At 64.7% G+C, this 11,544-nt stretch carries 14 protein-coding genes, 1 tRNA gene and 1 pseudogene; 10 read left to right on the top strand and 6 right to left on the bottom strand.

The annotated features are described in order from the left end of the window. Nucleotides 1-162: 162 nt before the first annotated feature. A tRNA-Leu gene (locus F0Q45_RS20565) sits at nucleotides 163-245 on the top strand. 158 nt (nucleotides 246-403) lie between these two features. On the opposite strand, the gene F0Q45_RS27915 is transcribed toward F0Q45_RS20565, so the two are convergent. Next, nucleotides 404-601 carry a hypothetical protein gene (locus F0Q45_RS27915; RefSeq protein ID WP_188113053.1) on the bottom strand — a complete coding sequence of 66 codons (198 nt, stop codon included), beginning with the start codon at nucleotides 599-601 and terminating at the stop codon, nucleotides 404-406. Nucleotides 602-718: 117 nt separating this feature from the next. Here F0Q45_RS27915 and F0Q45_RS20560 point away from each other — a divergent pair, with 117 nt between their 5' ends. Beyond that, on the top strand, nucleotides 719-2,032 hold the full coding sequence (locus tag F0Q45_RS20560; protein WP_149655703.1) for an ammonium transporter: 1,314 nt from the start codon (nucleotides 719-721) through the stop codon (nucleotides 2,030-2,032). A 580-nt stretch (nucleotides 2,033-2,612) separates the two neighbouring features. Here F0Q45_RS20560 and F0Q45_RS20555 read toward each other — a convergent pair. The 3 genes and pseudogenes from F0Q45_RS20555 to F0Q45_RS20545 all read right to left on the bottom strand — a co-directional run bounded on the left by F0Q45_RS20555 (nucleotide 2,613) and on the right by F0Q45_RS20545 (nucleotide 4,361). Continuing rightward, nucleotides 2,613-2,912, bottom strand: coding sequence for a GNAT family N-acetyltransferase (locus F0Q45_RS20555; RefSeq protein ID WP_149655702.1), 300 nt, complete (start codon nucleotides 2,910-2,912; stop codon nucleotides 2,613-2,615). After that, nucleotides 2,909-3,767 (bottom strand): annotated as a pseudogene (locus F0Q45_RS20550) (pirin family protein). Before F0Q45_RS20550 ends, F0Q45_RS20555 begins: the two are co-directional and overlap by 4 nt. 177 nt (nucleotides 3,768-3,944) lie before the next feature. Further along, a complete protein-coding gene (locus tag F0Q45_RS20545) occupies nucleotides 3,945-4,361 on the bottom strand; it encodes a WhiB family transcriptional regulator (protein WP_149655701.1) in 417 nt (138 codons plus the stop codon). A 144-nt stretch (nucleotides 4,362-4,505) separates the two neighbouring features. On the opposite strand from F0Q45_RS20545, the gene F0Q45_RS20540 reads away from it, so the two are divergent. Genes F0Q45_RS20540 through F0Q45_RS20515 form a run of 6 tightly spaced genes read left to right on the top strand, consistent with a single transcriptional unit; the run spans nucleotide 4,506 to nucleotide 8,509 of the window. Continuing rightward, nucleotides 4,506-5,294, top strand: a complete 789-nt coding sequence (locus tag F0Q45_RS20540; protein WP_149655700.1) for a helix-turn-helix domain-containing protein — start codon at nucleotides 4,506-4,508, stop codon at nucleotides 5,292-5,294. Further along, the gene (locus tag F0Q45_RS20535) at nucleotides 5,291-6,103 is read left to right on the top strand and encodes a C40 family peptidase (RefSeq protein WP_149655699.1); all 813 of its coding nucleotides are present in this window, start codon (nucleotides 5,291-5,293) and stop codon (nucleotides 6,101-6,103) included. The genes F0Q45_RS20540 and F0Q45_RS20535 overlap by 4 nt, the downstream gene beginning before the upstream one ends. Before the next feature lie 48 nt (nucleotides 6,104-6,151). Further along, nucleotides 6,152-6,538, top strand: a complete 387-nt coding sequence (locus F0Q45_RS20530) for a DUF4226 domain-containing protein (protein ID WP_149655698.1) — start codon at nucleotides 6,152-6,154, stop codon at nucleotides 6,536-6,538. Between the two features lie 38 nt (nucleotides 6,539-6,576). Continuing rightward, complete coding sequence (locus F0Q45_RS20525) at nucleotides 6,577-7,848, top strand: DUF4226 domain-containing protein (protein WP_149655697.1); 1,272 nt, start codon at nucleotides 6,577-6,579, stop codon at nucleotides 7,846-7,848. A 41-nt stretch (nucleotides 7,849-7,889) separates the two neighbouring features. After that, nucleotides 7,890-8,207 carry an ESX-1 secretion-associated protein gene (locus tag F0Q45_RS20520; protein WP_149655696.1) on the top strand — a complete coding sequence of 106 codons (318 nt, stop codon included), beginning with the start codon at nucleotides 7,890-7,892 and terminating at the stop codon, nucleotides 8,205-8,207. After that, on the top strand, nucleotides 8,204-8,509 hold the full coding sequence (locus F0Q45_RS20515) for a DUF2694 family protein (RefSeq protein WP_149655695.1): 306 nt from the start codon (nucleotides 8,204-8,206) through the stop codon (nucleotides 8,507-8,509). Before F0Q45_RS20520 ends, F0Q45_RS20515 begins: the two co-directional genes overlap by 4 nt. A gap of 4 nt (nucleotides 8,510-8,513) precedes the next feature. Here F0Q45_RS20515 and F0Q45_RS27910 read toward each other — a convergent pair whose 3' ends face one another. Continuing rightward, nucleotides 8,514-8,657 (bottom strand): hypothetical protein, encoded by a 144-nt coding sequence (locus tag F0Q45_RS27910; protein WP_188113052.1) that lies wholly within the window; start codon nucleotides 8,655-8,657, stop codon nucleotides 8,514-8,516. Between the two features lie 79 nt (nucleotides 8,658-8,736). Between F0Q45_RS27910 and F0Q45_RS20510 the strand changes: the two genes are divergently transcribed. Next, a complete protein-coding gene (locus tag F0Q45_RS20510) occupies nucleotides 8,737-9,837 on the top strand; it encodes a DUF5632 domain-containing protein (protein WP_149655694.1) in 1,101 nt (366 codons plus the stop codon). A gap of 203 nt (nucleotides 9,838-10,040) precedes the next feature. On the opposite strand, the gene F0Q45_RS20505 is transcribed toward F0Q45_RS20510, so the two are convergent. Further along, on the bottom strand, nucleotides 10,041-10,934 hold the full coding sequence (locus tag F0Q45_RS20505) for an IS110 family transposase (RefSeq protein WP_223163929.1): 894 nt from the start codon (nucleotides 10,932-10,934) through the stop codon (nucleotides 10,041-10,043). A 296-nt stretch (nucleotides 10,935-11,230) separates the two neighbouring features. Here F0Q45_RS20505 and F0Q45_RS20500 point away from each other — a divergent pair. Further along, nucleotides 11,231-11,544 (top strand): DUF2710 family protein (locus F0Q45_RS20500; protein ID WP_149655693.1); only part of this gene is annotated, 314 nt, incomplete at its 3' end.

Raw genomic sequence — 11,544 nt, 5'->3', positions numbered from 1 at the left:
AGGTCGCTAACGCTTTGACAGCACCCCTCCCCTTCAGGGCACCCCTCCCCTTCAGGGATGACGTGAAGCGCCTAGGCTGGCTGCGAGCGGCTGGTTGCTCGCCCCGGTTGGGAGCGGTTGGGGCACCCGGCTACTACAGTGGTATGGTCCTCCGGTTGTTTCGGGCGAGTGGCGGAATGGCAGACGCGCTGGCTTCAGGTGCCAGTGTCCTTCGGGACGTGGGGGTTCAAGTCCCCCTTCGCCCACTGCACTGCTGTGTTGGGTCGCGTCGCCGGTTACTGGTTGCCGCGGCCATCGGCTGGGTTTCTGTCGGTTGCGCAGTATTGATGCGCCCATCAACTGACTACACGAGCGGGCTCTGAACCGGTTGCGAAAGCCTGTTGCACCAATCGAGGGCCACTGCTCAATGCTTTCTGCTGGCGTCAGCCGCGACGAGGGGGATGGTGTAGGCGTCGAGTCGTGCCGCCACCGCGGTTGCGCAGGTACCGCGAGCCGCTCCGACGTCCGGATGGGCATGCCGTTGATGCGCCCTAGCCTCGCCGGCGTCGCGGTCTGATCGCTGCGACCAGCGCCACGGCGGCCGGCCTACCCAGCGCTGCATCGCACAACAGAAGTGGGGTATCGGGCAATCGGCGGTCGGCTACGCAACAGCCGCGTCTATCGTCCATCTGAAAATCCGCGCCGATATCCTCAGCGAGGACTATTGAAGGAGCTGGAGTTGGACATCGATCCCGCTGCCACGGCCTGGCTGCTGGCCAGCACGGCACTCGTGCTGCTGATGACCCCCGGGCTGGCGATTTTCTACGGGGGCATGGTACGTACCACCGGCGTGCTCAACATGATCATGATGAGCTTCATCTCCATACCGCTGGTCACGGTGGCATGGCTACTGCTCGGTTACAGCGTGGCGTTTTCCGGCGCCGGTGCGGGCGGATTCGCTGGCGGTTTCGCAGGTGGATTAGCCCACGCCGGGATGCGGGGAATAGGCCCGGATACTGCGCACGGATCCGTTCCGGAACTGTTGTTCGCCACCTTCCAGTTGAGCTTCGCGATCATCACCGCTGCCCTGGTCAGCGGTGCTATCGCCGACCGCGCCAAGTTTGCGGCCTGGATGGTGTTCGTGCCCGTCTGGTCGGTGGCGGTGTACTCCGTTATTGCGCACTGGGTGTGGGCGCCCAGCGGCTGGCTGTTCAAAATGGGGGTGCTCGACTACGCGGGCGGGCTGGTCGTAGAGATCGTTTCGGGTGCCTCGGCCCTGGCGTTGGCACTGGTACTCGGTCCCCGCATCGGCTTCAAAGTGGAAGCCATGCGCCCGCACAACTTGCCGTTCGTGCTCCTCGGTGTGGGATTGCTGTGGTTCGGCTGGTTCGGCTTCAATGCAGGTTCGGCGTTGGCCGCCAATGGTTTAGCTTCAGCCATCTTCCTCAATACGTTGGTCGCCGGCTGTCTCGGCATGTTGGGATGGCTTTCGGTGGAACAACTCCGGGATGGCAAGCCGACCACCTTCGGCGCCGCCTCGGGAGTGGTCGCCGGCTTGGTGGCGATCACGCCGTCGTGCGGCACGGTAAACACCCTAGGCGCCGCGGTCGTTGGACTGGTGGCCGGAATTGTGTGCTCGTTCGCGATCCTGGTTAAGTTCAAACTCAACTACGATGACTCGCTCGACGTCGTCGGCGTGCACTTCGTCGGCGGTGTCGTGGGTGTGTTGCTGATTGGGCTGCTCGCCACTGCAGTGATGACCCAGGGCCCGCGGGGGCTGTTCTACGGCGGCGGATTGGGTCAGCTCGGCAAGCAGGCGCTGGCGATGGTGGTGGTCGGCCTCTACGCCTTCGTGGTGAGTTATGTGCTGGCCAAGCTGATTCAGCGTGTCATGGGGTTCCGGGTTAGCGCCGAGGACGAAGTGAGTGGTGTCGATCTCACCCAGCACGCCGAGACGGCATATCCGGAGGGAGTCTACGGGCACCAAGCCACCCGGCGTCCGGCAATGGGTGACGCGTTTCGTCCCCGCTCGAGTGACGATGCAGGCGACTGAGTCCGGCGAAACGCTGAAAACGTGAGGCCAGTCGTGTCACTCAACCCGCATAGCGCACGGGTGGTTCGCCATTTCGTTCTGTGATCGTGCTACGAAATGCCCGCGGCCACATAGATGCCCCCAGGCCGACGCGTCCGGCTTCCACCCAACCGAATAAGCCGCCATGCCTCATCAGGCAGAATCCCCAGCGCCCTGGGCCCGTAGCTAGAAGGTCCTTCCCAGTTCCCCGGTGGTGTTGCACCCCGCTGCCTGGGTAGCAGCGGCGGAGTGCCTGGTTTCGGGCAGTTGACCCCCGGGCCGCCGCCAGAAATCGGATCCGGTGTCGGATTCGGGCCGGGCTTGACTGGAGATAATCCGGCGCCCGGCGCGAGCAGTACGGTTGCGAGACCACCGCCTATCACGACGGCCGCGGTCACCCTTCGACTTTCTTTGGTGGTGTTCATCGGGAACCCATCCCTGTTACGTCCACGTTGAGGTTCAGGCGACCATCACCATGAGCGCCCATCCTGCGGTGTCGAACATGGCGGCAAGCTCCGTCCCGACCAGCCGGCTAGATAGCACCCAGGCCAGAGGCGAGCAGTTAGATGGGGTCGGTGATGGCGGCGTATTCGGGATGCTTTTTGAGCACCGTGACGACCATGGAGCACGCCGGGACGATGCGCTTGCCCGCCGCGCGCGCGTCTTTTAGTGCTTCCTCGACCAGAATGGTAGCCAGTCCCCGTCCGCCGAATTGCGGGTCGATTTCGGTGTGGTCGAAGACGCGCTGGTTGCCGCGGTCGACGTAGTTGGCCACGCCGACGACCTTGCCGTCGATTGCAATCCGGTACTGGCCGTCCGCGGCGGTTACCGTGGTCTCGGCGCCGGTCTTGTCGGTGGTCATTGCGCTTCCTTCCGGTTGAATATCGGTCTGGGCAGCAGCCGGGTGATCGGCAGTGGCGGGGCGGGCAGTCGATCCACGGATCCCTGGTACCCAGCCACGACCCCGAAGCGTTCATCGCGGTCCTGCCACGACTGCCACCTGCAGCGCGCCGCGACCCGGGCCCTGGTAGCCCAGCTCGCCTACGACCAGCGTCGCCTCGCCCATTCTCAGCTCGCCGGCATCGCACAGCACACCGTGTTCGAAGGCCGGGTCGACGTCGATGTGCAGCGCCATGTCGGGGTTCAAGTCGATCTGGGCGCCCACTAGCGCAGTGAATGTGTGCACCGGCGAACTGCTTCCTGCCAGCTCACCGAGGAATACCCGAACCCGTGCGCCGGGCAACGAAATCGGTGCCGGTGCGTAGTGGGCGAAGTCGCGCTTGGTGTCGCGAGCAAAGTCAGGCAGCGCGACCCACAACTGGACTCCGTGCAGCACACCGGCTGCTACCGAAACTTCGGAGGGGCAGATGCCCGCGCCGGCGGTCATCAGATTCACTTCACCGGGCCGAACTATGGCGTGCACACCCGCGCTGTCGCGATGCTCCACTTCCCCGCTGAACAACCAGCTGACCGTTTGGAGTCCGGTGTGGGGATGGGGCGGGACGTCCATGCGCGCGGCGAGTCTAGTCGCAGGGCCGTAGTGATCGACGAAACACCACGCGGCTATCAGTGAGCGCTGCCGCTGCGGAAGTGTCCGTTGCACCTGCAGCGCTTGTGGTCCGCCGAGCGGAACGTCTCGCGGACGTAGCACCTCGATCCCCGCGAACCGCGAAGCACTACAAGCCACTTCAGCAGGGGCGGCTTCAAGGTTGCTCACCGTCCACCCTTCATCGTGGGCGCGATACGTCCAGCGACCTTACGCCGGTTGCCGGACCGGCGGGCACCGCACCTGACAACCCGCATGACCGCTTCGAAGATCCTTCGGAGTCGAGCGGCTCGTGCCCCCGGATCTACCCGAAGCGACGTCAGCAATCCGATCGCCACCAGAGTCTTGTTACGCGGCTGTGCGTGGGCCGAAATGTGTCGACGGCAGGTGCAACACGACCGCTATTGCCGGCATGGCTTCGCGCTCACTACGCGCCAGCAGAGCCGCATTTTCCGGCAGCTGTCGAGCATTGATTTCACCGGCGGCGATCTGCCGCAACACGTCATGGGCCTGAGCCAGCTGCGCCCGCTTCCGGTACTGCCCGCCGGGGAGTTTGACGCCGGCCCATACGCCGTACTCCTCACGATGCTCGACGGCTCGCTGGGCGCACAAGCGCTGCTGTGCGAGCGGGCATCGGCGTAAGCACTGAATCCTTGCCTCGGTGGCGGACCGCTCGTAGGCGCGTGCCTTCGCGGCGCCGTCGCCGCTGTCGTCGTCGGGGTAGCCAAACCACAGTTCCGGGTTGGCTGCACAAGGGTTGGCCATTTGTCTCTGTCTCCTAGATCGATGAAACGTAGGCAAAAGCGTATACACAACCAGCCGCCGCTGACAAGAGAAACGTGATAAAAACGTATATGACCTAGTCTGTGGGTCGAGCTGTGTAATATCCGGCTATGGCCGGAGCCTGCGGTGAGCCGTGAATCGGCCGGCGCGGCTATTCGCACCTTGCGCGAGTCGCGCGATTGGTCGCTGGCCGACTTGGCAACCGCAACCGGCGTCAGCATCATGGGGCTCAGCTACCTGGAACGGGGCGCCCGCAAGCCGCATAAAAGCACAGTTCAGAAAGTTGAAAACGGACTTGGCCTGCCGCCCGGTACCTATTCGCGGCTGTTGGTTGCGGCGGATCCTGATGCTGAGCTCACCCGATTGATGGCGGCGCAGCCGCTTGAGGCTATGTCGCCGCGACGCTCCGGCGCTGTGACGGTGGATCGCCACAACGACACCGATGTGCTCGAGGGGTACGCCGAAGCTCAGCTGGATGCCCTGCGATCGGTTATCGATAGATTGCCAGCGACGACATCAAACGAATATGAGACGTATATTCTCTCTGTGATCGCGCAATGCGTGAAGGCGGAGATGCTGGCGGCTAGCTCTTGGCGGGTGGCGGTAAACGCCGGCTCGGAGTCGAGCTGCCGGCTTATGTCTCATCTGCAGGCGCTGGAAGCGACACGTACTGCTCTGCTGGAACGGATGCCGACGAGCTTGAGCGCGCGGTTCGACCGGGCATGTGCGCGGTCGCCGCTACCAGAAGCGGTCATCGCTGCGCTCGTCGGTGTCGGTGTTGACGAGATGTGGGAGATCCGCAATCGAGGGGTCATTCCCGCAGGAGCCCTCCCCCGCATCCGGGCCTTCGTCGATGCCGTCGAATCCGGCGAGCCGAACGACCAGGATCAGAGTGGCGGTGAACGACTGCAGTGAGCTACACCGAAGTCGAGACGCTACGACGCGCCCACCAGATGTTCGTCGGTGGCAGTCGACTGCCGCTATTCGGCGCGGACGCCGCGCACTACGGGCACCTGCTGCAGGGATCTCTCGACGTAGGTCATGGCCGCTATCAGCTCACAGCGCACCAAAGCCGAGAGGCTCTGCTGGCTGCGGCCCGAACCGATGCTGCGATCGCCGCGATCATTGCCGATGCCCACCGGGACCGGGAAGCGGCTCATCAGTTGACCGGCACCGTGCTGCAGCAGGCCCACGCGGACGCCGCTGTCATGCCGATGACCCCCATGGCCCAGCGTGAGGCCCTCCTTCGACGCGTGGCGCGGCTGCGTGCTCAACGAGCACATGTCTTGGCAGCGCGCCGGCAGGCACGACGGTACCTATCGGCGCTGCGGGCGCTGCGGTATCCGACGTCGCATCCTCGCGGCGCAAAGTCCAGGCGGGCACCGAGCGACCGTGCCGGGATCGCGGTGCGAGCTGCTTTGTCACGCCTAGGTCGTCCCTATGTTTGGGGTGCTACCGGACCCAACCAGTTCGACTGTTCCGGGTTGGTCCAATGGGCCTACGAACGAGCCGGTGTTCACCTGGACCGCACCACCTATCGACAGATCCACCAGGGGATACCTGTGGCACGCTCGCATGTCCGGCCGGGCGACCTAGTGTTTCCTCATCCGGGGCACGTCCAGCTGGCGATTGGCAACAATCTGGTGGTAGAAGCTCCGTACTCGGGTGCTGCGGTCCGGATCAGCCGGTTGGGCAGCAACGTGCAGATCCGTAGGCCGCTGTGAGCGGCCGATTTTCGCCCGGACCAGTGGGCGGGACGGGAAGGTGAACCCATGTCGGAGCAAGCCGGGCCATCGCTAGATGCCATCCAGGCGCGGCAAGCGGCGCTGGGTCGGCGATACGACACGATTGTTGAGGCCGACGGCGCGCTGGCCGAGGCGCTCGCCAGTGCGCATGCCATCATGCGGGAAAGCATCCGCCGGCTGGACGCGATCGGCGCCGAGATCGAGGGCGCGTTGCCAAAGCAGGAGGAGTTGGCCGCCGACACCCCGATGGGGGCCCGTGAGTTTCAAAAATTCTTGCTTGCCAAGCAACGCGAGATCGCGGCGATCGTGGCCCACGCCCATGAGCTGGATCGCACCAAAAGCGCTGTGCTGTCAAGCTTACTGGCGCACTATGCCGACCCTGCGGGCGAATTTCGCACAAGTGAGCGCAGGTGAATTGTCGTCGTTAGGGTGCCTGGGTACTCTCACGCGACATGACAGGATCGCGGCAACGCCCTAAGCAGGGCGCAGCTCCTGCCGAGGCGCCGTCGGCGTCCTCGGATCGAGATCGAGGTAACGCCGCCAATGCCATCGCAGACGCGGAAGCCGCTCTGGCGCATCAGAACTCGGTAAGCTCGCAGCTCGACCTGCAGGTAGTCTCGGCGATCTTGAATGCGCACCTGAAAGCCGTCGAGGGTAGGGAGGCGCTGAATAAACTTCAGCAAGAAACCGAAGCTGCGGTGCGGACTCGGTCAGATCTAGACACGCCGGCCGGCGCCCGCGACTTCCAGCGTTTCTTGATCAGCAAGCTAAGGGACATCCGGGAGGTGGTCGCCAACGCCAGTCTTGATGACACGTCCAAGGCGGCCCTGATGGCGGCGTGGACATCGCTGTACAACGCGTCGCGGAATGAGCCAGCCAGCGCACCGGCACCGGCAGCCGGCATTGTCGAGGCCGCAGGCAGTGCCGGCCAGCAGCCGGGCCTGGCTGCTGGCGATCCCTACCTCGACTCGCTCTTGCTGGACGATCCAGGGCTGCTGGCCGAGGAGCCAGCGATAATGCCAAGCGGTACCGCCAGTGCGCCGCCCATGGTCCCGACCATGCCAAGCATGCCCAACCTCGGCGGCTTACCGATGCCAGCAGGGGCACCTCTACCAGGCTCCGGCCTCGGTTGGAACGCGCCCGCCGGGCCTCCGCTGCCGGGCCTGCTGCGCGGGGCCGGACCAGACCCCGGGGATCTCGACGAAAGCGAGCCGGACTCCGACGACCCGAAGCCGAGGGACCAGACCGCCCCCGACGATCCCGCCCAAGATAAGCAAGAAGAGCAGGACAAGGACGCGCCGTCGGGTCAGCCGGCGGCGACGGGTCCGACAACCGTCACGCTGCCCAACGGTGACACGGTCACCGCCGCCAGTCCCCAACTCGCCGCGGCCATCAAGGCCGCCGCCAGCGGGGTACCGATCCCAGATGCCTTCCAACAGCAAGGAATTACCCTGCCCCCACCGGGCACGCCGGTGACTCACCCGATCGACGCATCACGGCTCGCACCAGGCGATATCGGCCTATTGGCCGATCGCCATGCGCTTGCGCTCGGCCACGGCAAAGCCCTTCTCGATGGCCAGATCCAACAGGTTTCCAGCATCGGTGGACCAAGGTTTCTAGGCTGGGAACATCCACCGACAGCGCCGACCACAACCTCGCCGGCCAAGGCCGACGCACCCACACCGACCCGACCGGCGTCCACGCCGGCCGCTTCACAATACTGAGCCCGCCGGCCTGACCGCCGGCGCAAAACGAGGAGCTGGGGATGGCAGATCGAATTCATGTGGCGCCGGCGCACTTGCGTGAAGCCGCGGCCCGTCACGAGCAGACCTCCGAATACTTGCGCACCGTGCCCGCCTCGCATGCCGCGATCCTGGAGAGCCTGGAGTCGCTCGGACCGATTTTCAGCGAACTTCGCGGCGCGGGACGTGAACTGCTTGACTTGCGGCGCCAGTGTTACGAGCAGCAAGCCGATAATCATGCCGATATCGCGCAGAATCTCAAGACGTCGGCCGCCATGTGGGAGCAGCAGGAGCAAGGCGCGGCGCGCGAGTTCCGGGCCATCCTTGACGACGGTCGATGACAGACGCCAATCCCGCCTTCGATACCGTCCACCCCAGTGGTCACATTCTGGTGCGGTCCTGCCGCGGCGGATACATGCATAGCGTCACCATCAGTGAGGGCGCGATGGATACCGATGCCCGAACTTTGGCTGAGGGGATACGGCTGACAGCCGACGTCTCCTGCCTCAAAGCCTTGCTGGTAGTGCGCGACGAGATCGTCGCGGCCGGCCATACGCCGTCCGCGAAGGTGCCGACAACCCATGATCTCGATACGGCGATCGAGAAACTATTGGCGCATCAACTGCGTCCGCGCCGCCGCTGACCCGCTAAAGCATCCAGGTCTTCGCGGTATCGGGATCTGGCGCAATATCCGTGGGCGGTTCAATCGGATTGGCGCCGAACAATTCTCGCGCGCGGCAAAGCAAGGCACGCACCTCGTCGAGTTGCTGCTGCAGCGCAGAATCAGCCATGGCCTCACGCTACCCATGCCATCGCGCCGGCACAATTCACTGTCCGCGGAGGATGTTCGCACCCCGGTACGCTGAGCCGGTGGCAATCTTCGGCAGGAGGACGGCGCGCCAGCGCCTCCGGAAAGCGACCGAGGAATCCCTGACGATCCCGGCGTTCAGCGCTCCGCCGGATTGCACACCATGGGTGATCGGCGGGCTCTGGCCTGCCGATCTGTCGCTGAACAACGCCGAAACCGCTGCGCTAACAGAGTATTTGACGTCAGATTTGCAGCGAATCGCCAATTCTGCAAACGGGGAGCTGCGCAGCCTTAGGGCAGCGGTGATGCTCGACTCCGCCCGGCGCGCCGCAGAAGCCAGGGTGATCCACGAGGCCCGGGCGCAGGCTGTGCGCCGAGTCGAATCGACACTGCGTCAACTGCACGAGGCTCGCGGTATGGATCGAGACCAGACGCAAGTGCTGCCGGCCGTGCAGGACGATCAGCCGGCTGCCGAGCCGCTGGCGCGTGAACAGCAGCCAGATGAACCCGCAGCGCCGACGCCCGAGCATCCCCGACCGCCACTAACGCAGCCGGAGGCCGACGACCAGCGATTGCAGCGGCTGTTGACCTTCGTGGCCCGTCAGGAACCGCGACTGAACTGGGCGGTCGGATTATCTGCGGACGGTACGACGGTGCTGGTCACAGACGTTGCTCACGGGTGGCTACCGCCGGGCATCAGGCTCCCCGAAGGTGTGCGGTTGCTGAAACCGCGGCGACGTAGCGGCGGGGTCACCGAGCTGATCGGCACGACGACCCGTCTGGCGACCTATCGCCCGGGTGATCCGTTGGCCTGGGCGTGCGACTTTCGTGCAACGCAATCTTCGGAGCAGCCGCGTGAATTGCCGACGGTTGACAATCTGGATCGCGAGCTGAGCGAAGCCACCCGGCGCGACGGATTGCCGCGGGCAGTACACATCCTGGCCAACGCCGCCGCCGCCGGAGCTGACCTCGTGGGAGACGAAATCGACCTACTGCGAGTGCACCTGGATACCGCGCGCCATGGGGTGGTGGCTCAGTATCCCAGTGCCGATCCCGCTCTGTTGCTCAACTGTATGTTGTTGGCGGCCACCGAAAGTAAGCTCACCGGAGACCCAGTAGCAGCTAACTATCACCTGGCCTGGTTTCGGGAACTCCACACATAACACTCTCTATGTCGACCTCATGCCGCAGATGCGGTCGAGAGTTTGGTTGCGGCGCCATGTTGGGCGGGGTCATAGGGGACGCCGTCTTGCCAGCAGCGCCAGATGACGCGGATCCAGGCACGCGCGAGGATGCGCACGGCGTGTGGGTGGTCTTTGCCCGCGTGTCGTGCTTGGTTGTAGATCTGTGCGGCCTGCCGCCAAGCCTACGACGGACAACGCCGCCCAGATACTCGCCGAGTGGGAATCTGACCCGACCTTGGCAGCGACGCGAAGATCTTGCCGTCTGGATGCTCGTCGAGTCGGGTGGCTACCGAGCGGTCCAGGTTCTTGATGGCGGCGTTGAGGGCGGTGAGCACGCCGACCAGGGCGGCCACGGCGTCGGCCAGTGCTGCGGTGATGGCGGTGCCAGTGGAACCTGCTGGGGCTTCGCGCAGCCGGGCCAGCAGTACGCCCGGATGGCGGCGCCCGGAGTAGCCCTGTTTGGCCAAGAACGCCGCCAATCGCTTCTCGCCCAGGTGCAGCGCGGAGGCTGGGGTGGGGTAATGGGTCAGGAAAGCCAGGCTGATCGGGGGTTCCACGTCGGCGAAGGTCGTCTTGGCGCCGGGCCAGTGCGCGTCCAGCAGCGCCGAGAGCTGGTTAGTCGCCGCGACTCGTTGCTCGACGAGGCCGGTGCGGGTACGGACCACGGTACGTGCCGCGATGGTGGGATCGCTGTAGGGGATGGCCACGCACAGTCGGTGTTGGCGCTGCCGCAGGTATTCGGCAATGACTTCGGCGTCAGCGGCGTCGGACTTGGCGCCGGAGCGGACCTCGCCCTCACGCCAGGTTTTGATCGCGTTCGGGCTGACCGGCACGACCGGATGCCCGGCCTCCAGCAGCAGGTCCACCAGCCGCCCGTTCGGGCGTTCGATTGCGATCGGAACATCTTCAGCGGCAGCGTATTTGGCCAATCGACGAATCAGGGCGGCGATCCCGTCTACGGAATGGTCGATGGTGAAGCGGGCCACGACTTTACCCGCTTGGTCCATCACGCACACGGCATGGGATTGCGCAGCCCAATCGATTCCGACGAAGAACACTGCGACAGCAACAGACAATTCGACTCCTCAACATGGCAGCGACGACGACTCGGCGGCGAGGCCGGCCCCTGGGTGGTCACTAACCGGCGCTCTGCGGCGCATCTCCCGGTTGCCGGTTTTCGGCCTCGGGGAAGTCGGGGGCGGCGGTGTCATGTTGGCCCTCTACAAGCGACCGACCATGGCCGTCACCCCGGCTCCCGCCGAGTCCCTTCCACGAACCTCAAATCAAGGCCCGCAATGAGGATGGTGCCCTAGTGACCGGTCAGTACAGGTGGCTTTGAATTGACGCTGGTTGGAGCCGTGGACATACTGTCTTGGTGTCGGGGTCGGACAGTCGTGCGGAACTGAGCGACAAAGATCTCGTCGAATCGGTTCTCCGGGAACTCAGCGAGGCAGCCGATAAGTGGGAAGCACTTGTCGCGCAGGCAGAAACCGTTACCTACAGCGTAGACCTGGGCGACATTCAGGCTACGACCAATTCCGACGGCCGGTTGCTCAAGCTGACACTGCATCCCGGTGTGATGACCGGGTATTCCCATGGGGAACTGGCCGAGCGGTTGAACCTGGCGGTCGCGGCGTTGCGCGAGGAAGCAGAGGCTGACAACCATGCTCGGTACGGTGGGCCACT

This window comes from Mycobacterium simiae (assembly GCF_008370645.1).
Classification (GTDB): Bacteria; Actinomycetota; Actinomycetes; order Mycobacteriales; family Mycobacteriaceae; genus Mycobacterium; species Mycobacterium simiae_A.
The sequence above is the reverse complement of the archived record's forward strand: the minus strand, read 5'-3'. Positions and strand labels throughout refer to the sequence as shown.